This is a genomic window from Sphingomonas sp. GW821-FHT10C01 (genome assembly GCF_059415525.1).
On sequence record NZ_JBWKNK010000006.1, the window covers coordinates 37,018 to 61,354 of the forward strand.

The following is a 24,337-nucleotide window of genomic DNA, read 5'->3' on the forward strand; positions in this document are numbered from 1 at the left end:
GCCGGGAACGGCGATCAGAAGCGGAAGGTGATCGATCCGCGATAGGTCTGCGCCGACAGGTCGCTGCGCGCGACCGTGGTGTCGGCCGAGATCGAGAGGTCGACCGATCCCGCCTTTAGCGTCAGGCCGCCGCTGATCTCACCCCAGTCCTTGTCCTGGCCATTGAGCGCGAAGGCGAAGCCGCTCGGCGCACCGACCAGATTGGCGAAGACCACGCCCGGCTGATCGCTGAACTCATGGACGAAGGTGCCGGTGACGAACGGCCGCACCCTGGACGACTTACCGGCAGCAAGGGTCAGGCCCGCGCGGCCCTGCCAGCTGCTATACGCCTGGCGACGCAGGTCGAGCGCGACCGGCCCACCGGTCTCCAGCGCACTGCCAAAGCCGATATAGGTGCCGCGCCCGGCGATCCGCGGAGTGACCTCGAACGCATCTCCGCCCAGATTCTTGCTGATCCCGAGCTCGGTGCTGAGCACCAGCGCGGAGTCCGAAGCGCGGAGCGTGTATGGCGTGCCGAGGAAGTTCACCACACGGCTGGTCTTCGAGTTGAGCGCACCGGCGGTGACATGGCCGTCGACAATCAGGCCACCGGCGGTGCTGGTCTTGGCGTAGAGGGTACCCTGGAAGGACTGGTTCTGCGCCGTCTGCCCAGCGAGCGAGGCGGTGCCGTCGAGGTCCGTATAGGACAGTGCGAAGCCGACAAAGCCGCTGTCGCCCGCCGCGACTTCGATGCCGCCGCCGATATACCAGCCGTTGAAGTCGTCGCGCCCGCCGATGCCGGTCATCGCCCGGCCGTCACCGGTCAGATACCCGCCCGAAACGAAGCCACTCATATTGTCGGGCAGCGCGCCTTCCTGCAGCACCATCGGTGCGGCCATGTCGCTGGCGACTGGCTTGGCGCCGGGCATTGGCGCAAGGCCGAGCGCAGCGACCTGGATCGGGCGGCCATAGCGCGCGACCGTGCCGTCCATGTTCGACGCGTCGAGGTTGCGGATCCGGTTGCGGATGAAGTTCGCGTTCGAATCCACCGCCGCGAAGGCGAGGGTCTGCACCGTCGACTCGGTTGCCGGCGCCAGAGCGGCGAGCGTCGAATTGATCGTCCCCGCGTTCTGGAGATCGAGCGGACCGTAGAGCGCGTCATAGTTGGCCGCGCGGCTGCGGTTGGAATCGAGCATCCGGGCGTAGGTGTAGGCGATCGGGTTCGTCGGCGAGACGATGTCACGATAATTGCCTGCCACGATATTTAGCGTCACCGCGTTCGCGCTATAGGCCAGCGTCGGACGCAGGATCGCGCTGAGCGAGCCAGGCGTATTGAACGTACCGGTGACACCGCCCTGTGCGGTCAGGATAGTATAGCTGTTGCCTGCACGCAGCGTCGTCGCGGAATAGGACAGCTGCAGCGTGCCGCCCAGGCTCGCCTGGTTGCTGGCGCCAGCCACCACGATGCGGTCGGACGTGCCGTTCGCGCCCAGATCGACCAGATAGCCCGATCCCGACGACATCACGAGGCCGCCGTTGAACGTCAGCGTGCCGACGGACGTTACCGTGCCCGGCGCAAAGCTGCCCATCACGCTGGTGGTGAAGGGCGCGTTGACCGTGCCGGTGCCGGTCAGCAGGCCCGACAGGATCAGATAGTCGCCGGGCGTGGTGAGCGTGCCGTTGTTCTGGATCGTGCCGGTGTTCTGGCGGATCTCGATCAGGCTGTTGAGCGACGCGCCGCTGGCGATGGTCAGCTGCGACGTCGCGCCCATGATCGAGAACCGGTCGATCGTCACCGCCGAGTTGAGCGTCACCACACCGGCGTTGCGCAGCGTGACGTCGTAGTAGCGGCCCATCTGGCCGGTGGTGCGCACGCCGTCGACATTGTTGGGCGTGAAGCCGGTCGCGCCGGGCAGGCCGTTGGCGATCGTCGGGGCGGGGCGCACCGTGTCCGAATAGCCTGGATCTGCTTGTGCCGATTCGACCGGGGTCATGCCCGAGCTGGCGGTGATATCGGCGACCAGGGGGCCGTTCGTGTCATTGGCGGTGTTCGGTACCCCGCTGCGAACCGCGCCGGTCGCGATGTTGACGCAGTCGTTCGACGCCGGATTGTTGGAGGTGCTGGGCGACTGGAAGCACATTTCGCCGAACTGCGGCGAGGAACCGGCAGGGCCACCACCCAGATTGGTCGGCAGACCATTGACCAGCTGACCGCCTGTGAGGATCTGATAGTTGGGATCGAGCTCGGTCACCCAGGCGGTCGAGTCTTCCCAATTCTTGTTGCCGGCCGTTGCGGTCACGTAGCGATACGGATTGTTGGCGACGACCCAGTCCCAATAGAGGAACAGCGGCTGATAGAAGCTTTGGGTGCCGTAGCTGCCGCCCGGCTGGCCGGTGAAGAAGGTCGAGCCGCCCGAGAGCACACCGATCACGACCGATTTGGAGAAGGTCCGGTCGAGGATCAGCGGGCCGCCCGAGTCGCCCGGACCCGTCGAGCCTTCGCGCGGCAGCGCGTTGTCACGGAAGCCGTTGAAGTCGCGAGAGTTCGCGGTGGCGGTTCCGCGCGCGGGGTCGTCGAAGTCGAGGAAGTAGAGAACCTGGGGACGCGAGGGCGAGCCGGGCGTTCCGAACAGGAACTCGTTGCGGGTGTTGAGCGACACGAGCGCGCCCAGCATGTTCTCGGCCGCGCGTCGGCGGAAGTCGTTGCCGACCGCGCCGGTTGTGCCGGTGCCGTTGCGGCCATAACCGGTGATCGTGACATGATAGCCGGTGCCGGTCGCCGGGTTGATCGTGCCGGGGGTTGGCAGCGGCGAGAACAGCAGCGCCCAGGTCGGGATATTGCGGGTCGGGGTGTCGAGCACCGCGGTCGCGACATCGGCTTCGAGGAAGCATGATCCCGGTGCGGTGCACGATGCCGGGGCGAGCGAACGCGGATCGTAGAAGACCTGGTTGATATTGTAGAGCGCCTGCGCCTGGTTGGTCTTGAACTGGCCGGGGCCTGCGCCGGAACCGAGCAGCCAGTTGACCAGCTCGTCCACCTGACCGGCGGCATTGGCGCGGGTATTGGTCTCAAAGCCGATCGACGCGCCGACGCCGCCCGATGCGGCGCCATAGGCGGTCGCGGCGCGCGAGTTGACGCAGTGCGCCGCGAAGATGATCGTGCGTGGGTTGATCAGCGTGCCGGTGCACAGGCCGATCGATCCGCCGCCGGCATCGGTGAACACCTGCCCAACACCGGTGATGTTGACGGGATCGCGCGCGTCGGTTGGCGTGAAGTTGTTGTTGATGACGATGTGCGGCATTTCGGTCGCTTCGACCGGGTTCACGAAGCCTGATTGCTGGGTAACGCTGACGGGGGCGGCGGAATGCGGTGCCTCGACCAGATCGGCGATACGAACCGTGTTGTGGGGGCTTTCGACGACGTCGGCGGCGTTGAGCGATTGGGCCTGTGCAGTGCCAGGTACGGACAGTGCCAGCCCGAGTCCCGCAGCCGACAGGTAAAGCGAAGCGCGGACGCGCCGCGGTGAACGAGCGAAGTACATGGTAGCCCCCTATGTTGACCCGGTCGGCCCAGACCAGGTTGGATGCATGGAGGCTATGGCCAAGAAGGGGGGCGTCAAGTCCCGGTTGTTACAATTGTGTCTATTTGTCCGTCGATAGATGCGCGGCAGCCACAGTTTGTAACCGATCCGGGTAGATTGCTGTGCTGAAAGAAAAGTTCGATCCCGAAACGAAAATCGGTGTCACCGGTTTCCACTGATGCTTAGCGCAACCAGCGCATCATTATGGGGAATACCGGCAAGTTTAGTGTTTCGGCGTGTCGGGGCTCCCCGCTCATGCCATAGAATTGCAGCATCGGTACGCCGATCCCGGTTCCACCGGTCGTGTAGGATTCCAAATAATTTTCCCCCGCGCCCTGATAGCCGGCGGCGTGAAAGACATGCTCGGGATCGATTCCCAGCTCGATCGCGGCGGCATAGGACCAGGCCATCGCCGCCATTTCCTCTCCTGGATCGGAAGAGACCTCCGTCTGGGTCGCGCGTACGGCGGGATCGGAGACGGCGATATGCCCCGCTTCGTGGAGCAGATCTCCAGGCCAAGGCAGGGAATCGGGGTCGAACATCAGCGTGTCGCCGCGAACCGTGACGCCAGGCAGCAGCGAGTCGCCGGGCACGGGCTCCATCCTGACGGAAATGCCGATCCCTTCAAGAAAGGGGACGATCTTGGCGACAAGCGGGTCGGTGAATTGCATTGCGCGCATCTAAGCAGGGCGGGCGGGGAGGGCGCAACGAAAAAGGGCGGCCCGTTGCGGGGCCGCCCTTGTTCCGTTCGATCCGAAAGGGATCAGCGCTTCGAGAACTGGAAGCTGCGGCGGGCCTTGGCCTTACCGTACTTCTTACGCTCGACCGCGCGGCTGTCGCGGGTCAGGAACCCGGCGGCCTTCACCGGCGCGCGCAGCACCGGCTCATACTTGGTCAGCGCCTGGGCGATGCCGTGCTTGACCGCGCCTGCCTGGCCCGAAAGCCCGCCACCCTTGACGGTGCAGATCACATCATACTGGCCGTCACGCTCGGCGACGCCGAACGGCTGGTTGATGACGAGACGCAGCGTCGGACGTGCGAAGTAGACTTCCTGGTCGCGACCATTGATCGTGATCTTGCCCGAGCCGGGCTTGATCCACACGCGGGCGACGGCGTCCTTGCGGCGGCCGGTCGCATAGGCGCGGCCATAGGCGTCGAGTTCCTGCTGGCGCAGCGGCGTGTTCGACACGACCGGGGCACCGGCCAGATAGGCGTCAGCGCTGGTCGCGGCTTCGGCACCTTCGGGCGCGCCGGCGGCGATCTCGGCGAGATCGGAAAGGGACTGGCGATTGTCGGACATTATGCGCCCACCTTGTTCTTGCGGCTCATGGCCGCGATATCCAGGACTTCAGGGTTCTGGGCTTCGTGCGGATGCTCGGCGCCCTTGTAGATGCGCAGGTTGCGCATCTGCTGACGGCCCAGCGGACCGCGCGGGATCATGCGCTCGACGGCCTTTTCCAGCACGCGCTCCGGGAAGCGGCCTTCCAGCACCTTCTGAGCGGTGATTTCCTTGATGCCGCCGGCATAGCCGGTGTGCTTGTAATAGACCTTGTCGGCCAGCTTCTTGCCGGTGAAGCGCACCTTGTCCGCGTTGATGACGATGACATTGTCACCGCAATCGACGTGCGGGGTGAAGCTGGTCTTGTGCTTGCCGCGCAGGACGTTGGCGATCACAACCGCAGCGCGGCCAACGACCAGATTCTCGGCATCGACGATATGCCACTTCTTCTCCACCTCGGCCGGCTTTACCGACTTGGTGGTCTTCATCAGCGCCTTCATGGGCCCAGACCTCAATGTTAAAATGCATGACGCCGCCCATCACGGACGGCGCGAACGGCGGCCAAATGACGAAATGGGGCCTAAAAGTCAAGAAAACTGCGGGTTTGTTGGCGGGTATTATAATACCTTCGATATCTCGTCGATCCGTCAGGGCGCCCGCAATGTCGTTACCGTCATTCGAGTGGCCGGGGGCGCCCCGGGCATTTCGATGCGCACGGCGTCGCGCGTCTCCAGCACCAGCCCGCTGGCTGGGTCGACTTGGCGTTCGGTCTCGATCGCGACCTGGCCGGTGATCGGTCCGTTCGGTCCTCGCATCGTCACCCCGCCTGAAGCGCTGACGGACGCGATCAGCCGTCCTCCGCCACGGCGCACGGCGCGGATTCCGTCGAGTTGCGCGCTGCCGAAGGCCGATCCGGCCGGCACGCGAACGGCGCGCGGGGGCGACTCGCCCGCCGCGGCGATATCGACGGCGACCAGGGGCTCGATCAGTGCGGCGAGCGTCGCGCGCTGGCGTTCGGGCGGCATCGGCGTCAATACCGCGAGGATCGCCCGGATCCGGCCCGCGCGCTTCCGGTCGAGGTCGCCGGCACCCGTTGGTGCCAACGCCGCGACGCCGTCGAGGAAGGCCTTCCATACCACCGCCTGCTCGTCGATCGCGGTCACGCGTCCCGCGGGATCGAGGTGCAGGGCTACCGTGCGCCCGGCGATTCGCGCGAAACCGGCACGAAACATCGTCGCGGGATCGTCGTCGAGTGTCGTGGCCGGCTCGCCCGATTCGATCGTCAGTTCGGCTCGGAAACCCGGGCCGGAACGACGAAAAATGATGCTCCGGGCTTGGGTGAAGCGTCGGGTGATGCCCGCATCCGTCCGGGTCGCCTCGGTTGTCGCGCGCAGCGGGTGGTCAAGCGGCGGCGCGAAACCGGCGGCGCTTGCCTGCGTGGCGAGGAGAAGTGCCGCGATCAACGCGTCGAATCGTCGATCCAGTCCGCAACGGCGTCTCCCGCCGCTGCAGGCCAGATTTCTATAGCGGGCAGATCATAGCTGTGCAGCGCGGCGACCCGGTCGGCCAGCTCGCGGGCAAGCAAGGGCGTCGTCTTGAACAGGGCGCGATGCTCGGTCGCGGTCTCGACCTTGCCCTGCCAGCGATAGATCGAGTTGCACGGGCCAAGCAGATTGACGCAGGCGGTCAGCCGTTGCTCGACCATGGCCCGTCCGATCTCCTCCGCTTCGGCGGCGGTCGCGAAGGTCACATGGACGAGCGCGATGTCGCTCACCGCCGCCGGCCCACCGAATGTGCGCCCCATGCCGTCGCCGCGACGACCAGCGCGCCGACGACCTGGTGCGTCGCCGCGACATGCAGGTGGACGCCGGTCCACACCGTCGCGATGCCGAGCAGGATTTGCGTGCCAAAGGCGATGTTGATCGCGACCGATGCCTTGCGATCGCCCGCCGTCTTGGCGCGCCGCGCTAGCACGATCAGCGCGGCGACCGTGACCCAGGCCCACCAGCGGTGGAACCAGTGGATCATCGCCGGATCGTTGAGCATCGCGTCGAGGAACGGACGCACGGCGAGCACTTCGCTGGGGAAGAACTTGCCGTTCATCAATGGCCATTGGTTGGTGACGAGGCCCGCGTTCAGCCCAGCGACGAACGCGCCATAGACCAGCTGGACGAACAGGATCAGGCCGACCCACACCGCAACGCCGGTCAGCCGCGCGGGGCGATAGCCGGGGTCGCGCGCCAGTCCGCGCATGTCGAGCGCGGTCCATACCAAGGCCGCCAGGATGAACAGCGCGAGCAACAGGTGCGCGGCAAGCCGGAAATGGCTGACATCGGTGCGTTCGGCGAGGCCGGAGGTGACCATCCACCAGCCGATCACCCCTTGCAGGCCGCCCAGAATCAGCAGGCCGACGAGCCGCGGCCCATAGCCTTGCGGGATCGCCCGGCGGATCGCGAACCAGGCCAGTGGCAGCGCGAAGGCGACGCCGATCAGCCGGCCGAGCAACCGGTGCAGATATTCCCAGAAATAGATGCCCTTGAACGCCTCAAGGCTCATGCCGGCGTTGATCTGTTGATATTCGGGGATGCGCTTGTACTTCTCGAACTCGGCCAGCCACGCCGCTTCGGACAGCGGGGGCAGGGTGCCCGTCACCAGCTTCCACTCGGTGATCGACAGGCCGGATTCGGTCAGGCGGGTAATGCCGCCTACGCCCACCATCAATACGATCAGGACGGCGACGAAGAACAGCCAGTTGGCGATCGCGCGCGGGCGGGCGGTATGGGTAAATTGCGACACGCCCGCCGTTTATGCTCTGCCAACCATAAATGCCAGCGGTAGCCCGGAAACGGGGCGCAAATCGCCGAGGATGTTATGTTGTAACTTTGCGCGGCCGGCTCTATATGCCGCGCATGGCTCAAGCGCTTGCCCCACGGTTCTGGGAACAGGTTGATTCGCGCTTCGATCGCTTCGCGATCGGGCTGTCGAGCCTGTGTCTGGCGCATTGCGTGGCCAGCACGGTGCTGCTCGCGCTCGCCTCGGCGGCGGGCGCCTTCCTGCATCCCGCGATCCATGAGGTCGGGCTGGTCCTGGCGATCCTGTTCGGCCTCGTCGCGCTCGGGCGCGGTATCCTGAAGCATGGCTATATGCTGCCGTCGGCGGTCGGCGCCTTCGGCCTCGGCATGATGGCCGGCGCGCTGACGCTGCCGCATGGCGGGCAGGAAATCCTCTGGACCGTGATCGGCGTCGCGATCCTCGCGCTCGGCCACGACCTCAATCGGCGCGCGACCTACTAAGCCTCGGCGTCGCGCTGTGCGGCGCAAGGGACCAGGCGATCGATCCCGAATCCACGGCCAAATGTGGCTGGTAGGCGGGTTCGCCGTATCCCCCAGCGACCTGTTTCGACCGTAAGCTTGAGGCAGTCCCTGCCTGGCGCACCGCGGGGATCGAGCTGAGCCCGGAGGTCCGCGCTGACGGCGATACGAAGCGTGCGCGCATCGGGTGCTGCGCGGGCGGAGACCCATCGCCGCTTTTCCAAATCCGTCACCTCGGCTTCGACGGTATCGATGCGCGTTTCCGCTGCGGTGAACGCGGCCATTTCGACAGCGGCTCGCAGATAGAATGTCGCAAGCATCGCTGAGATCACTGGCGTGATCACAATGGCCCCATAGAGTCGCCAATCCCGCTGCGCCTTCAGCCACGCGTCCAGCAGGATAAGCAGATAGACGCCGGCTGCGCCCCCGGACACCGCCACTGCCGTCGTCGCCCATAGCGGCAACGGGTCGATCAGCGTTGCTCGCATCAGAAACAGCGGCAGGAGCAAGGCGAGGCAGGAAAGGCCGATTGCCCAGCGCGAGCGCGCCGGCAACTCGATCGTCTTTTCCGATGTTGGCGCGGATTTCACGCGACGAACGCTGCATTTGGCCGAACGCGGGGTCAAGTGGGCTGAACCCCCGGTAAGCTTGCCGCCTGCTCGCTGTGCGCCTACATTACGCACCATGCACGCCCACAAACACGACCATCACGAGCCGCAGGGCGCCGACCTCGCGCGCGCGGCACAGGCAACGCTGGAAAAGGCCGGCGAGCAGTGGACCGCCATGCGCGCCTCGATCTTCGAGGCGCTGTCGGGTTTTGAGAGGCCGGCTTCCGCCTATGACATCGCCGAAGCAGTGTCGAAGCGCGAAGGGCGCCGCGTCGCCGCCAACAGCGTCTATCGCATCCTCGACCTGTTCGTGTCGACGAACCTTGCCCGCCGGGTGGAGAGCGCGAACGCCTATGTCGCGAATGCGCACCCCGACTGTCTGCACGACTGCATCTTCCTGGTGTGCGATTCGTGTGGCCAGACCACGCATATCGACGACGATACGATCACCAAATCGGTGCGCACCGCCGCCCGTGGCGCGGGCTTCACGCCTGTTCGCCCGGTGATCGAGGTGCGCGGCAAATGCGCCGACTGCAGCTGATCTAGGATTCGCCCTAGCTCGCTTCGACCATCGCCCGGATCGTGCGGTCCAGTTCCGTAATGGCCTCGTCGCGCGGCACAGCGCCGGTCGTCGCCGCATAGGACAGCAATTGCGCGGCGCCGATCAGGTTCCACAGCCCTGCCGGTGCAATGTCGCCCGATGGCGCGAACGGGGCGAGCAGTACCCGGCATTTCTCCATGAATGCGGTGAAGAACTCGTGCTTGATGCTCTCCATCTCGGGCGACCCTGCCAGCGCGGCGACGACACCGGGTAGCTCGCGGCCCTGCGACAGCACGCAATCGACATAGCATGACGCGATCGCCTGGGCCCGGTCGGCCAGGGTTGGCGGGCTTTCCTCCAGCGCGGCATCCATCAGCGCGGTCTGGCGCGCGTCGAATTTTCGGAACAGCGTCGCGAGCAGTCCGGCGCGCGTGCCGAAATGGCTGTACACCACGGGCTTGGTGACGTCCGCGCGCTCGGCGAGATGACCCAGGGTCAGCGCGTCCGTCCCCTCCTCGCGCACGATCTTCCACGCGAGGTCCAGCAGCTGCGTCAGCCTATCGTCGCGCGCCATCCGCACGCGTTTGTCGGCCGCACCGGCCGCGGGGTCACTTGACATCACTATATACCATTAGTAACTTACTATCAGTATATAGGCGCTATGGCCGATATGCCAGACCCTTGTGTCAAACCCCTTGGAGGCGGACGATGCGTAACCTGCTGGTAATTTCCCATCCTGATCCCAATTCGCTGACCCACGCCATCGCCGGTGCGGTCGCGGATGGGCTTCGCGCGTCCGATCCGATGGCAAGTGTCGAGATCGCGGATCTCGCCGCTGAGGGGTTTGACCCGCGCGAAACCGCGCGCGATCTTGCCGTTCACCTGCAGACGGAGACCCCGGCGGACGATGTCCTTGCCGAACAGGCGCGAATCGACCGCGCCGACCGGCTGGTGCTGGTCTATCCGGTCTATTGGTGGTCCTTCCCGGCGTTGCTGAAGGGCTGGCTGGATCGCGTCCTCACCAATGGCTGGGCCTATGGCTATGACGGGGGCGACCGCAAGAAGCTGCGCCGGCTCGAAGTGGTGCTGGTCGCGGTCGCCGGCGCCGATGCCGGCACCTATGCCCGCCACGGCTATTTCGGCGCGATGCGCACCCAGATCGATCATGGCATCTTCGACTATGTCGGCGCCCGCGTCGTCCGCCACGAATTGCTGCTCGAATCGCATGGCGAGAGCCAGCAGGCGAATCTCGATGCGGCAAATGCGCTCGGGCAATCGCTGGCGATGCGCCAGGCCGCCTGAGCGACGATTTCAGCACCTGCTCATCTTTCGCTCATGATTCCTGCGCCTTCGCTCCATCAGGGGCGTTGGACAGGTTCAAGACGCTGGAGTAAGTGCGCTAGATGGCCGACCTTCCCAAGACGCCGTTGCTCGACATCGTCGACACGCCGCATGATCTCCGCGAGCTCAAGCCCGCCCAGCTTCGCCAGCTGGCCGACGAACTACGCGCGGAGACGATCAGCGCGGTCGGCACCACCGGCGGCCATCTCGGTTCCGGACTTGGCGTGGTCGAGCTGACCGTCGCGATCCACTATGTCTTTAACACGCCCGAGGATCGGCTGGTCTGGGACGTCGGGCACCAATGCTACCCGCACAAGATTCTTACCGGGCGTCGCGACCGGATCCGGACGCTGCGTCAGGGCGGGGGCCTGTCGGGCTTCACCAAGCGTAGCGAGAGCGAGTATGATCCGTTCGGCGCCGCGCACTCGTCGACCTCGATCTCGGCCGCGCTCGGCTTCGCGGTGGCGAACAAGCTCGCCGGTACGCCGGGTCGCGGCATCGCGGTGATCGGCGACGGCTCGATGAGCGCGGGCATGGCCTATGAGGCGATGAACAATGCCGAGCAGGCGGGGAATCGCCTGATCGTCATCCTCAACGACAATGACATGTCGATCGCGCCGCCGGTCGGTGGCCTTTCGGCCTATCTCGCGCGCGTTGTCTCCTCGTCCGAATATCTCGGCCTGCGCAGCCTGGCGAGCAAGGTGGTGCGGAAGTTGTCGCGCCGCGTTCACAGCGCCGCGTCGAAGACCGAGGAATTCGCGCGCGGCATGGTGACGGGCGGCACGCTGTTCGAGGAGCTGGGCTTCTATTATGTCGGGCCGATCGATGGCCACAATCTCGATCACCTGATCCCGGTGCTCGAGAATGTCCGCGACGCCAAGGAAGGCCCCGTGCTCATCCATGTCGTGACCAAGAAGGGCAAGGGCTATGCCCCGGCCGAGGCGGCGGCGGACAAATATCACGGCGTCCAGAAGTTCGACGTCATCACCGGCGCCCAGGCCAAGGCGCCTCCCGGACCGCCCTCGTACCAGAATGTGTTCGGCGAGACGCTGGCCAAGCTGGCCGAGACCGATTCGCGGATCTGCGCGATCACCGCGGCGATGCCTTCGGGCACCGGGGTGGACAAGTTCGCCAAGGCGCATCCCGATCGCGCCTTCGACGTCGGCATTGCCGAACAGCACGCCGTCACCTTCGCCGCGGGCCTCGCGGCGCAAGGAATGCGACCCTTCTGCGCGATCTATTCGACCTTTTTGCAGCGCGCCTACGACCAGGTCGTTCACGACGTCGCCATCCAGAACTTACCGGTCCGCTTCGCGATCGATCGCGCCGGCCTAGTCGGCGCTGATGGTGCGACCCATGCGGGTAGCTTTGACGTCACCTATCTCGCGACGCTCCCCAATTTCGTGGTGATGGCCGCCGCGGATGAGGCTGAGCTGGTCCATATGACGCGGACCGCCGCCGAATATGACGCGGGTCCGATCGCGCTGCGCTACCCGCGCGGCAATGGCGTCGGCGTGCCGCTGCCCGAGCCCGAGCTTCTCGAGATCGGCAAGGGCCGCATCGTGCGTGAGGGCAAGAAGGTCGCGATCCTCTCGCTCGGTACCCGCCTCGCAGAGGCGCTCAAGGCCGCCGACATGCTGGAAGCCAAGGGGTTGTCGACCACCGTTGCCGACCTGCGTTTCGCCAAGCCGCTCGACGAAGCACTGATCCGTCGCCTGCTGACCACGCATGAGGTCACGGTGACGATCGAGGAGAATGCCGTCGGCGGCCTCGGTGCGCATGTGTTGACAATGGCGAGCGATGCCGGGCTGATCGACAACGGCCTCAAGCTCCGCACGATGCGCCTGCCCGACATCTTCCAGGATCAAGACAAGCCCGATCTGCAATATGACGAGGCGGGCCTCAACGCGCCGCACATCGTTGACACGGTGCTCAAGGCGCTGCGCTGGAACGAGGCGGCGGCGGAAGGCGGCGCGCGGGCCTGAACCCGCCCCAATAAATTCGTGAAGGCCCGCGCCGAGTTGCAAAGTCGTGACTGCGGGATATCGTCGCCGAGCAATGGCTTCGACCGAATTTCGTCCCGACTTCACGCCGCTTAACCTGGCTGAGCGTGAGGTACTGAACCTGCTCGCGCAGGGCCACACCGCCAAGAGCATCGCCGCTCTGACCGGCAAGACCGAGGGTTCGGTCAACGAACGCCTGCGTGAGGCACGCCGCAAGACCGGAGTCGCTTCGAGCCGCGAACTGGCGCGGCTGATCGCAGACACGGATTCCCCGAAAAATCGTGACGAACAAATCGGGGTGGGTGAGGTTCTCAGTTCCGGCGAACCCCTATCCCGACGGTCCGCGCGACGCGGGCCGCGAGCGAAGGGAATCATTGCTATGGGAATTCTCACCGGCGCCGTCGTGCTTGGCGCAACCTTGCTTGGGTTTCAGGGAGTATCAGCGAGTGGCGACAGCATCGCCGACGATCCGCTGTTGAATGCCTGGTCGATCGAGGTACCGGCCGCGGCGTCGGTGAGGGATCTTCATGCCAAGCTGCGCGCCGAAACGCGCGACGCTGAGTGGGCGGCCTCGGTCGAACCAGCGGTCAGGGCGCGTTATGCGCAGATCGTGGGGCCGAACGACAAGCTTCGTGTCACCTGTCATGCGACACTTTGTGAAGTGGTTGGTGTGCTGCCCGAAGGCGAGCATGCCAACGTAACATTGCAGTCGGTTCAAGAGCGTTCGCTCTATGCCGACATCGCAAAGCTCGGTTTCGGCTCGGATCTCTTCACCGTCACCACGGCCAGCAAAAAGCGGCTGCTCTTCGTCAGCTACTGGCGCCGCAAATAGCGTGGTCCGGGCGCGCTTGGGGGCACCCGGACCGCGCCTCGAAAAGGTCAGCCCAGATAGTGGCGCTGTGCCGCGTCGGTGGCGTTGACGGCCAGCACGGTATGCTGTTCCACCCGCCGCGGGCGTCCGCGCCGGTCGCTCGCGGCGTCGAGCACGCGATCGAGCAATAGCTGCCCGTCATGCCACCAGCCCAGCTCGCTGTCGGCGTTGATATGCCCTTGCGCGCCCGCATCCACGAACACGCTGCCCCAGTTGGCGGCCAGGTTGCGGGCGTGGTCGACGCTCACCCACGGATCGTCGGTACTCGCGACCAGGATCGAGGGGAAGGGAAGCGGCTTGGCGGGCGAGGGGGCAAAGGCGCGTAGCGCCGGATGCTCACCGCCATCCACGTCCGCCGGTGCGACCAGCAACGCACCGGCCACCGGCCATCCATAGGGTTGCCCGGCCAGTTCCGCCCACCAGGCGACTGCCAGGCAGCCCAGGCTGTGCGCGGCTAGGACCACCGGCGCCTGTGCCTCGCGGATCGCCTGATCCAGCTTGGTGACCCAACTGTTTCGATGCGGGGTGCTCCACATGCCGAGTTCCACCCGGCGGGTATCGGGACGCGAATCCTCCCACAGGCTCTGCCAATGTGAGGGTCCTGAGCCCCCCAGGCCCGGAACGGTCAGAACGATCGGCGAATTCACGTCATGGGGCGAGAACATGGACATGCCCGTTTCTCCAGATGACGACTCCATGCCGGCAATCTTATTCCTATCGATCAGATAGGCAATAAACATTGCGTTGCATGGCGCCAAGCCTGCGGCGAACCGAATGGATCGCCGCAGGGGAGGGGGCGGGCGTGGCCGGGTGGCCGAGCCGTCCGGGTCAGGCGGTGGCCATGGTAAGGTCGTCGAGCCGGTCGTAGCTGACCGCCATGCCATGCTCCATGCCGGTCGCAAGCATCGCGGTGCGCGTTTCGGCGTCGGGCAAGGTCATGCGCATCGTCATCAGCGTGCCCGCGCCGTCCGCCTCGAAATGCGTCTCGACATGATTGTCCGGAGTGGGATCCGGCAGATGCATCCGCTCGACATGGACGATGCGGCTATGCGGGGTCAGCTCGATATATTCGCCGGTCAGAAAGAAGCCGTTGCCGTTGCCGTCGCTCCATTCGTAACGGATCTGCCCACCTGGGCGCGCGTCGTTGACGCATACCGGCATCGTCCAACCCTCGTCACAGCCGAGCATCCACTGCTGGATCAGTTCGGGTTCGACGTGCGCGCGGTAGACGCGCTCGGGCGGTGCCGCGAAACGCCGGGTCACCACGACATGGGTGTCGCCTTCGGTCTGGATATCAAACTTGCTCATCATTCTTCTCCTTGGGGTCGTCCATCGCAGCGAGGACCGCGTCGAGTCGGTCGTAATTTGCCGAAAGCGTCTTTCGCAGCATCGCCAGCCACTCCTCGATTCCGGCCAAGGCGTCGGGCGCGATCCGGCATGGCCGCTTGGTTCCCTCCACCCGCCGCACGATCAGCCCGGCCCCCTCCAGCACCTTCAAATGTCGCGAGATCGCCGGTTGGCTCATCGCGAAGGGGCGGGCGAGTTCCATCACCGTCGCTTCGCCCGCCGCCAGCCGCGCCACAATCGCGCGACGGGTAGGGTCGGAAAGTGCCGCGAAGCTGTTGTCGAGACCAATCATAACGTCCTCACTATATAACTAACAGATTATATAGATCGATATAGGTGGTCAAGCCGGTAAATGCGGAGCAAAGCGCCGCACTCGATCATGGTGGATAGAGGATGGTCGGAAGGCGCCGTCTTGCGGACAGTTTCACCGAGATCGCCGGTTGCGCATAAAAATTTCATTCTGAATGAGGGGTGGTGAAACCAGCCGCGTATTCATGGTGCGGACTATGCGCTCGGGAATCTGAGTTAAATATTTGAAATAAAAGGCAGAATCCGTCTTGACCTGTATATACAACCAGTGTTCCTTCGCCCGATAACAAGGGACAGGGAGAATTGGCATGAGCAAGAAGGGAGCGCTGCTTTTCGGCGCCGCGATGATCGCGGTCCATTCCGCGCCGGCGCTGGCGCAGACCGAATCGGTGGGCGAGTCGGCGCAGGAGGCCGCACCCGGTGAGGTTGTGGTCACCGGGTCGCGAATCCGCCGCCAGGACCTGGCCGGAGTCGGACCGGCGACCGTCGTGTCAGCCGAGCAGATCGAGAATACCGGCATCACCAATATCGAGACGGTGCTTCAGCGGCTCCCCGCAAATGCGGGCTTCGCTGGCAATCAGACCTCGGCCTATTGGGCGAACAATGGCTATGGCACCGCGCAGGTCAATCTGCGCGGCCTTGGCATCAAGCGCACGTTGGTGCTGCTCAACGGTCGTCGCCTCGTCGCGGGCGGCACCGGCGCCAATTCGTCGCCCGACCTCAACATGATCCCGGTGGTTGCGCTCGCGCGGACCGACGTCCTCAAGGACGGGGCGTCGGCGATCTACGGCGCCGACGCGATGGCCGGCGTGGTCAACCTCGTCACCCGCACCGACTATGAGGGACTCGGCATCAGTCTGCGCCAGGGCCTTACCGAGCGTGGCGACGGTTCCGATTTCACCGCCGATCTGATCTGGGGCCTGCGCAATGACCGCGGCGGCTTCATGGCGGCGGTGACCTATCAGAAGACGCAGGCGGTCAACATGGCGACGCGCGCGCCCTGCTCGCTCGCGGAAACGACCCCGGGCACGCTGTCCTGCGTCAACAGCGCCGCAACCATCGGCGGCCGCGCCGCGCTCCCGAATGGCCAGCAGATCAACTTCAATCAGGTCGCGGGCGGCAACGGCAATTTCTATGAGCCGTACAGCGCGGCCAAGCACAATTTCAACTCGACGCCCTACCTGAACGCGGTCAGCCCGGTCGAACGCGTCAGCACCGCCTTCTTCGCCGACTATGCGGTGACCGACAACATCACCGCGTTCGGCGAGTTCCTCTACACCCACCGCAAGTCCAATCAGGTCGCAACACCGGGCGTCCTGCGCAACATCGCCATTTCGGCGAGCAACCCGACGAACCCGACCGGGCAGAATATCGTCCTCATCCAGCGTCGTCTCGCCGAGCCAGGCCCCCGCCAGTTCTTCCAGGAAACCGACACTTGGCAGGGCACGTTCGGGCTACGCGGCAAATTCACCAATGACTGGGCATGGGAAATCGCCGGCAGCTTCGGCCGTAACACCGCGGTCGACGGGTCGACCAATGTCGCCAATCTGGAGCGGGTCGCGAACACGCTCGACACCAGCAAATGCAGCCGGGCAGCGGGCGCGGCGATCCCCTGCGCCGACTATCTGGGTTTCGGTGACCTTACCCCGGCCGCGCTCGACTATATCCTGTTCACCTCGCGCGATCGCGGCGGCAACGAGATCGCGACGGTTACCGCCGACATCAACGGCAATCTCTTCCGCCTGCCGGCGGGGCCGGTCGCGTTCGCCGCGGGTGTTGTCTATCGCAAGGAAAAGGGCTGGCGCGATCCCGATCCTCTGACCGTGCTCGGTGTCGCCAACACCAATCAGCAGGACCCGATCTCGGGTTCCAGCACCGCCAAGGAGGGCTATCTTGAGCTCTCGGTGCCGGTGCTCGCCAACACGCCTTTCTTCAAGGCGCTGACGCTCGACGGCGCTGTCCGCTATTCGGACTATGACCTGTTCGGGGGCGACTGGAACTACAAGCTGGGCGCGGACTGGGTCATCAACGACGATATCCGCCTGCGCGGCACCTATGGCACCGGCTTCCGCATCCCCAATGTGCCCGAGCTGTTCGGCGGCGTATCGGAAGGCAACCTCACCACCACCGATCCGTGCAGCCGCTATTCGGCCAGCGGCAACGCGACGCTGATCGCCAATTGTCAGGCGTCGGGCGTGCCGGCCAACTATGTCCAGCTCGGCACCACCATTCTCACCACCGCTGGCGGCAACCAGAAACTGAAGCCCGAAAGTTCGCGGACCTGGACGATCGGCACGGTGATCCGGCCCAAGGGACTGGTGCCCGGCCTGTCGCTTACCGCCGACTGGTTCGATATCGACATCAAGGACGCGATCCGCGCCATCCCCGGCTCGACCAAGCTCGCGGTCTGCTACGCAAGCGCCAATCTAGCGCACCCCTTCTGCGGCGACTTCACGCGCAGCAAGCTGACGGGGGAGGTGACCTATCTGTCGGCCCAGCCGATCAACACCGGGCGCGAGCAGATGAACGGCCTCGATCTCGGCCTGGTCTATGATCGCAATGTCGGCGGGGTCGCGCTGACGATCGACCTCAACCTCACCTATCTCAACAAGTACGTCGTCCTGCCCTTCCCGGGCGGTGCCCCGATCCAGTTCGACGGCCATATCGGCGGCGGCAATGGCGGCTATGCCAAATGGCGCGGCTATGGCGTGATCACCGGGCGCAAGGACGGCTTCATCGCGACCTGGTCGACCCAGTGGATCGGCAAGGCGACCGACTTCAACGCCAAGGCTACCGATATCGGCTATCGCACACCGAACGTCTATTACCACAACGCCCAGCTGGCCTATGAGATCAACGAGCGTACGCGCTTCCAGATCGGCGTCGACAATCTGTTCAATCGCAGGGCGCCCTACATCAAGAGCTTCACCGATGCGAACACCGACACCATGACCTATGATCTGATGGGTCGGCGCTTCTACGTCGGCTTCCGTACCGGCTTCTGAGGCGAATAGGGCAATGCCGGGAAAGATCCGATGGCCGCTCGTCGCGCGGCGTACGCATAAATGGCTGGCGCTGCTGGTCGGGGTTCAGGTGGTCCTCTGGACGCTCACCGGCGTCTATATGGTGGTCATCCATATCGACACGATCCATGGCGACCACCTGGTCCGGGCGCCCGCCGTCCAGCCCTACGACCTCGCCGGGATCGTGTCCCCGGCGCGGATCGTGGCGGCCCAGCCGGGCAGCGCGGAGCTCAGGCTTCAGCGTCACTTCGACCGGCCCGTCTGGCGTGCCGAGACGCCGGAGGGCCGGGCGCTGTTCGACGCGCGCACCGGTCAGCGCCTTCCGCCGCCGACCGAGCTGGAGATCCACCAGCTCGCCCGGCGGATCTACACCGGGTCGGGCGAGATCGTGTCGGTAAAGCTGCTGACGGAGGCGCCGCAGGAGATGCAGTCGCGCAAGCCGCCTTACTGGCAGGTCGAGTTCGCGGGCTGGAACCGCCCGACGCTCTATCTGTCACCAGCGACGGGTGAGCTGATCTCGCGGCGGCACAATTTGTGGCGCGGCTTCGACATCGCCTGGATGCTCCACATCATGGACTATGACGAGCGGACCGACGTCAACAATCCGCTGCTGCGCGTCGCCACTTGGAGCGCGTTCGCCATGGCGCTGACCGGTGCCTGGCTGCTCATCTGGGCGTTCCCGCGCCGCAAGAAAAAGAAGAAGGCACCTGTCGCATGAAGCGCATCCGCCTCTCCCCATTACTGTTCCGCCGCATCCACAAATGGGTGGGATTGATCCTCGGCCTGCAGTTCCTGCTCTGGGCATTGAGCGGCGCGGTGATGGCGTTGCTCGACAAGGACGCGGTCGGCGGCCACGGCGCGCACGCCGCGCACGTCCACCCGCTTCCGACCGAAACGGCCTTTGTCGATCCGGCAAAGCTCACCGCCTATGGCCCCATCTCGGGCCTCGCGCTGCGCGACCTCATGGGACGCCCGGTCTATGAGCTGCAGACGGACAAGGGCATCGCGCTCGCCGACGCCACCGACGGCCAACGCGTGACGATCGACGACAAGACGGCGCTCGCGGTGGCGACGATGATGCACGATGCGCCGGTCCGGGACGTGGTGCGGCTGGAGAAGCATAATCTCGAGGCGCGCGACCATAGCGGCCCGATGTGGCGGGTGAACTTCGCCGATGCCGAAAACAGCAGCGCCTATGTCTCGGCCGAAACCGGGCGGTTCCTGGTCAAGCGCGGCGATACCTGGCGGACCTGGGACTTCTTCTGGATGCTTCACAACATGGATTATGTGAACCGTTCCAGCTTCAACCATCCGCTGATCATCGTCGTCGCGCTCGGCACATTGTGGCTGTCGGGAACGGGCTTCTACCTGTTGTTCAAGAGCTTCAGCCGTGCCGATTTCCGCTGGCTCCGTCGCCGCCGGCGTACTCCGGCGGCCTGAGGCTCAGTCGCTGGAGACCGAAAAGCTCGCGGAAAGCTCGAACCGGCTGGCTGGATGCGTCAGCCAGGCATGGGAAACCAGCTTTCCGCGGCTCCAGGTCTGCCGGGTCATGACCAGGATCGGCTCGCCGGCGTTCAGTCCCAGCAGGTTGCGGGTCGGATCGTCGGGCATCTCGGCACGGACGCGATGCTCGACGCGTTCGAGCGGCGCGGTCCGGGTTAGATACTCGTTCGGCGTGGTGCAGGTGAAGTCCATCTCGCCATAATCGGGCGCCACCGAAGCCAGGACGATGCGCTCCTCCAGCTGGATCGGGAACTCGGCTTCATGGTGCACGATGAGTGAGTGGAACAGGCGCGTGCCGGCGGCGACGCCCATCAGCGCGGCGGTGTCGCCCATCGCCTTCACCGTCTCGTTCCGCACGACCCGCGCGCGATAGGCGTGACCGCGCGCGCGGACCTCGTCGGCGATGTTGCGGATCTCGATCATGTGCCCGATCGGCTTCGCCTCGGCGACGAACGATCCGCTTCCTGCGCGGCGCACCAATATGCCGGCGCTCTGCAACTCGCGCAGCGCGCGGTTCGCCGTCATGCGCGACACGCCGAAGCGGGACACCAGCTCGGCCTCCGACGGTACGCGGTCGCCGGGGCGCAACGCGCCATTCTTGATGGCGTCGTGGATGAAGAGCTTGATCGCCGCATAGCGCGGCGCGTCCTGCGCGGCCTTCTCTGGCGGGTTGTCGTCTGTTTCGATGTGCTTGGCCGCTTTCGCTGTCATGGGCTGTCTATACAGGTGATCTGTATCCTGCACCATGATCGAGCGAAATCAAGGGGCTATGCGGGCCGGGCGGGTACTGAAGCACCCGTCCTGGCCCACAGTCCAGCTAGTTGTGGTGTGCAAATGCCTTCTTGCCGCCGGGGCCGAAGGCGAAGACGGTATAGCGTTGCGGGCGCTGTCCCGGCACTTCCATCCCCGGCGAACCGATCGGCATTCCGCCAACCGCCAGCCCCTTCACCCCCTTGGGGCGTTGCGCGAGCGCGCGCTTCATGTCGGCGATCGGGACATGACCTTCGAACGCCATCCCGTCGATGATCGCGGTGTGGCAGGACGAAAGATCGGCGGGAATGCCCATCTTCTTCTGAAGCAGGGCCCGCTGTTCATCATCGACCATCCTGACCTGCCGCTTGAACTGCGCGCGCACCTGCTGCGCCCAGACTTCGCAACAGCCGCAGCCGGGATCGCGGTGGACCGCGATCTGCTGGGCCGCCAGTGCCGTGGCGGGCGCGCCAAGCGCCAGCGCCGCCAGTAGAATCCTAACTCGTGTCATCTCGATCCTTCGGCTTGTTTGTACGATCGGCATATCGCCGGGCCGCTTACCGAGACTACGCGATCCACCGGTATCGCCCTTGAACTTTCGTTCCTGGCAGATCGGGAGAAAGGCGCGGCCTCGCGCTACTCGATTGTCGCGGCGCCCGCTGCAAGTTCCCGGTTCCACAATTTCATGAAGCGATTACGGGTCAGCTTGTCCTGCGCGATCAGAAGCTCCGGCCCGACCCGCACGGCACGCATGGGGGAGGTGACGCCGCGCAGCTCGGCCGGGCGCGCGACATCGCCGCGAACCGACGGCATCGCATGGCTGGCGAGCAACGATTGTCCCTTGGCGGACAGTAGAAAGTCGAGGAACAGACGCGCTGCATTGGGGTGGCTTGACTGGGTCGGAATGATCGCGATCCGCGACATGACCAGCGTATAGTCGCTCGGGAAAACCACGCCCAAATCGGGATTCCGGGCGGCCTCGTCCAGCGCATAGGAACCAAGGGCGTTGTAGCCGACCACCGATCGTCCGCTGGCGACGTCCTGAATCACCTCTTCGCTGGTCGGAAAGAAGCGCGCCCGATTGGCGCCAAGACCATGCGCCATTTGCCAGACATGGCCGCTGATCGCATTGTCCTGCGACAGGCAGAGATATCCGACCGACGATCCCGCGGGATCATAGGTCGCGATGCGGCCGCGCAGATCCGGGTCGCGCCGTTCGAGCAGGCGGACGAAATCCATGTGATTGCGCGGGACGCGGCCGGGGGCCAGCAGCTTCTTGTTATAGACGATGACGACCGGTTCGGCGGTTGCGCCCCAAGCCTGGTTCTTCCAGTTCGCCCAGTCGGGAAGCTGGGCGCGCTCGGGGGAGTCATAGCGCTCGGCATAGCCGTCGTTCACCAGCTTGATCTGCATGTCCATCGACGACGACAGCAACAGGTCGGGGCCTGGCCGCCCGGCCTTCGCGCCCGCCAGGAACCGGTCATGGACATCGCGGGCCGGAAGGTCGTGATACGCGATCCTGATGCCCGGATAGGTGGCTTCGAATGCGGTCAAAAGGTCGCGCACGATCTTCTCGTCCGTGGTCGACCAGATCACCAGCCGGCCCTCGCGCGTCCCTTGCCCGATCAGCGTCGCATAGGATGCGGCATAGCCGTCGGGGACCTGCGCGGCATGGTCGGCCTCCGGCATGCAACCGCCCGCCAGCCCCAGAAGCGCGATTAGGAACCCGATGCTGCGGATGCGGCGCGGCCTCATCGCCCTCCCTTCAAATCAACAGTGGACCAGCATGGCAGCTTTCGCCAGTTTCAGGCAATGGCGAGGATATTGCTTGTGGAGGACGATCCGCCGCTGGCGCGCGGCGTTGCCGCGTTGCTGCGCGGCGCCGGGCATTCCGTCGATGTCGCGGAGGACGGTGAAACAGCGCTGATGGTCGTCGGTGAAGAACCCTATGCGCTGGTTGTGCTCGACCTTGGTCTGCCCGACATGTCGGGTCTCGACGTGTTGAGCACGATCCGGCGTGGCGAATCCAAGGTGCCGGTGCTGGTTCTCACCGCGCGCGACGCGATTGAGGATCGTATCGCGGGGCTCGACCACGGCGCCGACGACTATCTGCTCAAACCCTTCGATACCGGCGAACTGGAAGCGCGCGTTCGTGCATTGCTGCGGCGTGCCGCAGGGGAGGCGTCGCCACTCCTTACGATCGGCCGGCTGACGATCGATGCCGCGCGCCGCATCGCCGCGGTCGATGGACGTGTGCTCGATTTGCGCCGCCGCGAATGGGCGGTGCTCGAACGCCTGTCGGCGCAAGTGGGCAAGGTCGTGCAGAAGGAGCGGCTGAGTGCGGAAGTGTTCGGCTATGACGAGCCTGTCTCGCCGAACGCGATCGAGGTCTATGTCGCTCGCCTGCGCCGCAAGCTCGAGCCTGACGGCCCCGCGATCCGTACGATCCGCGGTCTCGGCTATGTGATCGAACCGCGTTGAAGCTTCGCCTGCCGTGGGCAGGGTCCCTCACGGGCCGGATGCTGGGCTGGCTGGTGCTGCCGGTGGCGGTGCTGGCGCTGGTGCTGGGTATCGTCGGTTCCTTCACGATCACCAGCACGGTGGGCGCGGTCAACGATCGCATCCTCAGCGCCGCGTCGCGCGGCATCGCCGATTCGCTCGCGAGCGACGATGGCGAGATCACGATGGACCTCTCTCCCGCCGTGTTCGGGATGCTGGAGAATAACGCGCGCGACAATGTCTATTACAGCGTCCGGCAGGGGGAGCAGATTCTCACCGGCTATCCCGACCTTCCCCAGATTCGGCTCGATCCGGTGCGGCAGGGTGAGTTCAGCTTCGCCGACGGCACTTATCTCGGGCACGACATCCGGATCGTTGCGGTCAGCAGGACCGTGCCCCAGGTCGACGGGCCCGTCATTGTCCAGGTCGCCGAGACGCTGGATGCCCGCAAGCGGATGGCAAGCGGTCTGCTGATCGGACTTGCGATCCTGGAACTGGCACTGATCGCCACCGCGGCGATGCTGATGCCGATCGCGGTGCGCCGTGGCCTTGCTCCGCTCAAACGCCTGCGCGACGAGATGGATCGGCGTGGGGCCGAAGATCTGACGCCGCTCTCGACCGCCGGCGTTCCCGGCGAACTCAGTGATCTGGTCAGTGCCTTCAACACCATGCTTGCCCGGCTCGACAGCGGCTTTGCCGGCATCCGCCGCTTCACCGCCGATGCCTCGCACCAGATGCGCACGCCCCTGTCCGTACTGCGTACCCATGTCGCGGTGCTCAAGCGCACCCAGCCGGGCAGTGCCGAGGCGACGGAATCGATCGAGGATATCGGCAATGCCGCGCGCCGGCTTAGCCATCTGCTCAACCAGCTGCTGTCGCTGGCGCGGGCGGACAGCGCGAATCCCGCGCGACTGGCCCATAAGCGGATCGACCTCAATCGATTGGCAGTGTGGATCGTCGAAAATCATGAAGTGGCGGCGGATGCGAAGCAGGTGAATCTGCGGCTGGAGCCTTCGCCGGAACCGGCGGACGTTCGCAGCAACGAAGCGTTGCTGAAGGAATTGCTCGCGAACATCGTCGACAATGCGATCCGGTATAATCGAAGCAACGGACAGGTGGTGATGACCGTCACCAGCGCGCCGCCCTCGATTCGGATCGAAGATGATGGTCCCGGCATCGCGCCTGAGGACCGGGAGAATGTCTTCGCCCGCTTCACCCGGCTCGACCCGCGTGCCGAGCATGACGGTAGTGGCCTTGGCCTATCGATCGCCCGTTCGATCGCTGAGACGCTCGGCCTTGAGCTTCGTCTGGACGATGGCCCCGGTGGACATGGGTTGCAGGTCGCGATCCTTTTCCCGTCCGTCGCTGACAGCTTGGTGAAAGGTCCGTGAG

The 24,337-nt window shown here is 65.1% G+C and carries 25 protein-coding genes; 10 read left to right on the forward strand and 15 right to left on the reverse strand.

Features of this window, described 5'->3' with window-relative positions; translation table 11 throughout:
* Window positions 1-14: 14 nt before the first annotated feature.
* The 7 genes from AC07M1_RS18160 to AC07M1_RS18190 form a co-directional block, all read right to left on the reverse strand.
* Window positions 15-3,521, reverse strand: coding sequence for an autotransporter domain-containing protein (locus AC07M1_RS18160; RefSeq protein ID WP_495164044.1), 3,507 nt, complete (start codon window positions 3,519-3,521; stop codon window positions 15-17).
* 221 nt (window positions 3,522-3,742) lie between these two features.
* A complete protein-coding gene (locus AC07M1_RS18165; protein ID WP_495164045.1) occupies window positions 3,743-4,231 on the reverse strand; it encodes a hypothetical protein in 489 nt (162 codons plus the stop codon).
* 92 nt (window positions 4,232-4,323) lie between these two features.
* The gene (rpsI, locus tag AC07M1_RS18170) at window positions 4,324-4,860 is read right to left on the reverse strand and encodes a 30S ribosomal protein S9 (RefSeq protein WP_495164046.1); all 537 of its coding nucleotides are present in this window, start codon (window positions 4,858-4,860) and stop codon (window positions 4,324-4,326) included.
* Window positions 4,860-5,339: a 50S ribosomal protein L13 gene (gene rplM / locus AC07M1_RS18175; RefSeq protein WP_495164047.1), complete on the reverse strand. Its 480-nt coding sequence runs from the start codon at window positions 5,337-5,339 to the stop codon at window positions 4,860-4,862. Before rplM ends, rpsI begins: the two co-directional genes overlap by 1 nt.
* 147 nt (window positions 5,340-5,486) lie before the next feature.
* A complete protein-coding gene (locus tag AC07M1_RS18180; RefSeq protein ID WP_495164048.1) occupies window positions 5,487-6,302 on the reverse strand; it encodes a hypothetical protein in 816 nt (271 codons plus the stop codon).
* On the reverse strand, window positions 6,299-6,643 hold the full coding sequence (cutA, locus tag AC07M1_RS18185; RefSeq protein ID WP_495164049.1) for a divalent-cation tolerance protein CutA: 345 nt from the start codon (window positions 6,641-6,643) through the stop codon (window positions 6,299-6,301). The genes AC07M1_RS18180 and cutA overlap by 4 nt, the downstream gene beginning before the upstream one ends.
* Window positions 6,610-7,635 (reverse strand): COX15/CtaA family protein, encoded by a 1,026-nt coding sequence (locus AC07M1_RS18190; RefSeq protein WP_495164050.1) that lies wholly within the window; start codon window positions 7,633-7,635, stop codon window positions 6,610-6,612. Before AC07M1_RS18190 ends, cutA begins: the two co-directional genes overlap by 34 nt.
* A gap of 104 nt (window positions 7,636-7,739) precedes the next feature.
* On the opposite strand from AC07M1_RS18190, the gene AC07M1_RS18195 reads away from it, so the two are divergent.
* Window positions 7,740-8,132 carry a MerC domain-containing protein gene (locus tag AC07M1_RS18195; RefSeq protein WP_495164089.1) on the forward strand — a complete coding sequence of 131 codons (393 nt, stop codon included), beginning with the start codon at window positions 7,740-7,742 and terminating at the stop codon, window positions 8,130-8,132.
* On the opposite strand, the gene AC07M1_RS18200 is transcribed toward AC07M1_RS18195, so the two are convergent.
* Window positions 8,129-8,740, reverse strand: coding sequence for a hypothetical protein (locus AC07M1_RS18200; RefSeq protein ID WP_495164051.1), 612 nt, complete (start codon window positions 8,738-8,740; stop codon window positions 8,129-8,131). The genes AC07M1_RS18195 and AC07M1_RS18200 overlap by 4 nt on opposite strands.
* Before the next feature lie 94 nt (window positions 8,741-8,834).
* On the opposite strand from AC07M1_RS18200, the gene AC07M1_RS18205 reads away from it, so the two are divergent.
* Window positions 8,835-9,299 carry a Fur family transcriptional regulator gene (locus AC07M1_RS18205; RefSeq protein WP_495164052.1) on the forward strand — a complete coding sequence of 155 codons (465 nt, stop codon included), beginning with the start codon at window positions 8,835-8,837 and terminating at the stop codon, window positions 9,297-9,299.
* A gap of 13 nt (window positions 9,300-9,312) precedes the next feature.
* Here the strand turns inward: AC07M1_RS18205 and AC07M1_RS18210 are convergent, their stop codons facing one another.
* Window positions 9,313-9,918: a TetR/AcrR family transcriptional regulator gene (locus tag AC07M1_RS18210; protein ID WP_495164053.1), complete on the reverse strand. Its 606-nt coding sequence runs from the start codon at window positions 9,916-9,918 to the stop codon at window positions 9,313-9,315.
* 89 nt (window positions 9,919-10,007) lie between these two features.
* Here AC07M1_RS18210 and AC07M1_RS18215 point away from each other — a divergent pair, with 89 nt between their 5' ends.
* The 3 genes from AC07M1_RS18215 (at window position 10,008) to AC07M1_RS18225 (ending at window position 13,475) form a co-directional block, all read left to right on the forward strand.
* Entirely contained in the window at window positions 10,008-10,601 is a 594-nt protein-coding gene (locus AC07M1_RS18215; protein WP_495164054.1) for an NAD(P)H-dependent oxidoreductase, read from the forward strand.
* A 101-nt stretch (window positions 10,602-10,702) separates the two neighbouring features.
* Window positions 10,703-12,625: a 1-deoxy-D-xylulose-5-phosphate synthase gene (dxs, locus tag AC07M1_RS18220; protein WP_495164055.1), complete on the forward strand. Its 1,923-nt coding sequence runs from the start codon at window positions 10,703-10,705 to the stop codon at window positions 12,623-12,625.
* 73 nt (window positions 12,626-12,698) lie between these two features.
* Window positions 12,699-13,475 (forward strand): helix-turn-helix domain-containing protein, encoded by a 777-nt coding sequence (locus tag AC07M1_RS18225; protein ID WP_495164056.1) that lies wholly within the window; start codon window positions 12,699-12,701, stop codon window positions 13,473-13,475.
* 47 nt (window positions 13,476-13,522) lie between these two features.
* Here the strand turns inward: AC07M1_RS18225 and AC07M1_RS18230 are convergent, their stop codons facing one another.
* The 3 genes from AC07M1_RS18230 to AC07M1_RS18240 form a co-directional block, all read right to left on the reverse strand.
* The gene (locus AC07M1_RS18230) at window positions 13,523-14,185 is read right to left on the reverse strand and encodes an RBBP9/YdeN family alpha/beta hydrolase (RefSeq protein WP_495164057.1); all 663 of its coding nucleotides are present in this window, start codon (window positions 14,183-14,185) and stop codon (window positions 13,523-13,525) included.
* A 157-nt stretch (window positions 14,186-14,342) separates the two neighbouring features.
* Window positions 14,343-14,822 (reverse strand): SRPBCC domain-containing protein, encoded by a 480-nt coding sequence (locus tag AC07M1_RS18235; protein ID WP_495164058.1) that lies wholly within the window; start codon window positions 14,820-14,822, stop codon window positions 14,343-14,345.
* The gene (locus AC07M1_RS18240; RefSeq protein ID WP_495164059.1) at window positions 14,809-15,153 is read right to left on the reverse strand and encodes an ArsR/SmtB family transcription factor; all 345 of its coding nucleotides are present in this window, start codon (window positions 15,151-15,153) and stop codon (window positions 14,809-14,811) included. Before AC07M1_RS18240 ends, AC07M1_RS18235 begins: the two co-directional genes overlap by 14 nt.
* A gap of 325 nt (window positions 15,154-15,478) precedes the next feature.
* Between AC07M1_RS18240 and AC07M1_RS18245 the strand changes: the two genes are divergently transcribed.
* From AC07M1_RS18245 to AC07M1_RS18255, 3 genes are read left to right on the forward strand one after another with little or no spacing between them, the layout of a single operon-like run.
* Window positions 15,479-18,175 (forward strand): TonB-dependent receptor domain-containing protein, encoded by a 2,697-nt coding sequence (locus AC07M1_RS18245; protein ID WP_495164060.1) that lies wholly within the window; start codon window positions 15,479-15,481, stop codon window positions 18,173-18,175.
* Window positions 18,176-18,188: 13 nt separating this feature from the next.
* A complete protein-coding gene (locus tag AC07M1_RS18250; RefSeq protein WP_495164061.1) occupies window positions 18,189-18,911 on the forward strand; it encodes a hypothetical protein in 723 nt (240 codons plus the stop codon).
* Window positions 18,908-19,633 carry a PepSY domain-containing protein gene (locus tag AC07M1_RS18255; RefSeq protein WP_495164062.1) on the forward strand — a complete coding sequence of 242 codons (726 nt, stop codon included), beginning with the start codon at window positions 18,908-18,910 and terminating at the stop codon, window positions 19,631-19,633. Before AC07M1_RS18250 ends, AC07M1_RS18255 begins: the two co-directional genes overlap by 4 nt.
* Window positions 19,634-19,636: 3 nt before the next feature.
* Here AC07M1_RS18255 and hutC read toward each other — a convergent pair whose 3' ends face one another.
* From hutC to AC07M1_RS18270, 3 genes are all read right to left on the reverse strand, one after another.
* Window positions 19,637-20,407, reverse strand: a complete 771-nt coding sequence (gene hutC / locus AC07M1_RS18260; protein WP_495164063.1) for a histidine utilization transcriptional repressor HutC — start codon at window positions 20,405-20,407, stop codon at window positions 19,637-19,639.
* Between the two features lie 106 nt (window positions 20,408-20,513).
* Window positions 20,514-20,957, reverse strand: coding sequence for a DUF411 domain-containing protein (locus AC07M1_RS18265; protein WP_495164064.1), 444 nt, complete (start codon window positions 20,955-20,957; stop codon window positions 20,514-20,516).
* 125 nt (window positions 20,958-21,082) lie between these two features.
* Complete coding sequence (locus AC07M1_RS18270) at window positions 21,083-22,201, reverse strand: ABC transporter substrate-binding protein (protein ID WP_495164065.1); 1,119 nt, start codon at window positions 22,199-22,201, stop codon at window positions 21,083-21,085.
* A gap of 57 nt (window positions 22,202-22,258) precedes the next feature.
* On the opposite strand from AC07M1_RS18270, the gene AC07M1_RS18275 reads away from it, so the two are divergent.
* Entirely contained in the window at window positions 22,259-22,927 is a 669-nt protein-coding gene (locus AC07M1_RS18275; protein ID WP_495164066.1) for a response regulator transcription factor, read from the forward strand.
* On the forward strand, window positions 22,924-24,336 hold the full coding sequence (locus tag AC07M1_RS18280; RefSeq protein ID WP_495164067.1) for a sensor histidine kinase: 1,413 nt from the start codon (window positions 22,924-22,926) through the stop codon (window positions 24,334-24,336). The genes AC07M1_RS18275 and AC07M1_RS18280 overlap by 4 nt, the downstream gene beginning before the upstream one ends.
* Window position 24,337 lies beyond the last annotated feature (1 nt).

What these genes read in the sequence shown, in the direction of transcription:
- dxs (WP_495164055.1), top strand. Translation starts at nt 10,703, where the DNA reads ATGGCCGACCTTCCCAAGACGCCGTTGCTCGACATCGTCGACACGCCG.
- cutA (WP_495164049.1), bottom strand. Translation starts at nt 6,643, where the DNA reads ATGGGGCGCACATTCGGTGGGCCGGCGGCGGTGAGCGACATCGCGCTC.
- AC07M1_RS18250 (WP_495164061.1), top strand. Translation starts at nt 18,189, where the DNA reads ATGCCGGGAAAGATCCGATGGCCGCTCGTCGCGCGGCGTACGCATAAA.
- AC07M1_RS18230 (WP_495164057.1), bottom strand. Translation starts at nt 14,185, where the DNA reads ATGTCCATGTTCTCGCCCCATGACGTGAATTCGCCGATCGTTCTGACC.
- AC07M1_RS18275 (WP_495164066.1), top strand. Translation starts at nt 22,259, where the DNA reads ATGGCGAGGATATTGCTTGTGGAGGACGATCCGCCGCTGGCGCGCGGC.
- AC07M1_RS18235 (WP_495164058.1), bottom strand. Translation starts at nt 14,822, where the DNA reads ATGAGCAAGTTTGATATCCAGACCGAAGGCGACACCCATGTCGTGGTG.
- rpsI (WP_495164046.1), bottom strand. Translation starts at nt 4,860, where the DNA reads ATGTCCGACAATCGCCAGTCCCTTTCCGATCTCGCCGAGATCGCCGCC.
- rplM (WP_495164047.1), bottom strand. Translation starts at nt 5,339, where the DNA reads ATGAAGGCGCTGATGAAGACCACCAAGTCGGTAAAGCCGGCCGAGGTG.
- AC07M1_RS18255 (WP_495164062.1), top strand. Translation starts at nt 18,908, where the DNA reads ATGAAGCGCATCCGCCTCTCCCCATTACTGTTCCGCCGCATCCACAAA.
- AC07M1_RS18210 (WP_495164053.1), bottom strand. Translation starts at nt 9,918, where the DNA reads ATGTCAAGTGACCCCGCGGCCGGTGCGGCCGACAAACGCGTGCGGATG.
- AC07M1_RS18225 (WP_495164056.1), top strand. Translation starts at nt 12,699, where the DNA reads ATGGCTTCGACCGAATTTCGTCCCGACTTCACGCCGCTTAACCTGGCT.
- hutC (WP_495164063.1), bottom strand. Translation starts at nt 20,407, where the DNA reads ATGACAGCGAAAGCGGCCAAGCACATCGAAACAGACGACAACCCGCCA.
- AC07M1_RS18195 (WP_495164089.1), top strand. Translation starts at nt 7,740, where the DNA reads ATGCCGCGCATGGCTCAAGCGCTTGCCCCACGGTTCTGGGAACAGGTT.
- AC07M1_RS18215 (WP_495164054.1), top strand. Translation starts at nt 10,008, where the DNA reads ATGCGTAACCTGCTGGTAATTTCCCATCCTGATCCCAATTCGCTGACC.
- AC07M1_RS18245 (WP_495164060.1), top strand. Translation starts at nt 15,479, where the DNA reads ATGAGCAAGAAGGGAGCGCTGCTTTTCGGCGCCGCGATGATCGCGGTC.
- AC07M1_RS18160 (WP_495164044.1), bottom strand. Translation starts at nt 3,521, where the DNA reads ATGTACTTCGCTCGTTCACCGCGGCGCGTCCGCGCTTCGCTTTACCTG.
- AC07M1_RS18265 (WP_495164064.1), bottom strand. Translation starts at nt 20,957, where the DNA reads ATGACACGAGTTAGGATTCTACTGGCGGCGCTGGCGCTTGGCGCGCCC.
- AC07M1_RS18240 (WP_495164059.1), bottom strand. Translation starts at nt 15,153, where the DNA reads ATGATTGGTCTCGACAACAGCTTCGCGGCACTTTCCGACCCTACCCGT.
- AC07M1_RS18270 (WP_495164065.1), bottom strand. Translation starts at nt 22,201, where the DNA reads ATGAGGCCGCGCCGCATCCGCAGCATCGGGTTCCTAATCGCGCTTCTG.
- AC07M1_RS18205 (WP_495164052.1), top strand. Translation starts at nt 8,835, where the DNA reads ATGCACGCCCACAAACACGACCATCACGAGCCGCAGGGCGCCGACCTC.
- AC07M1_RS18165 (WP_495164045.1), bottom strand. Translation starts at nt 4,231, where the DNA reads ATGCAATTCACCGACCCGCTTGTCGCCAAGATCGTCCCCTTTCTTGAA.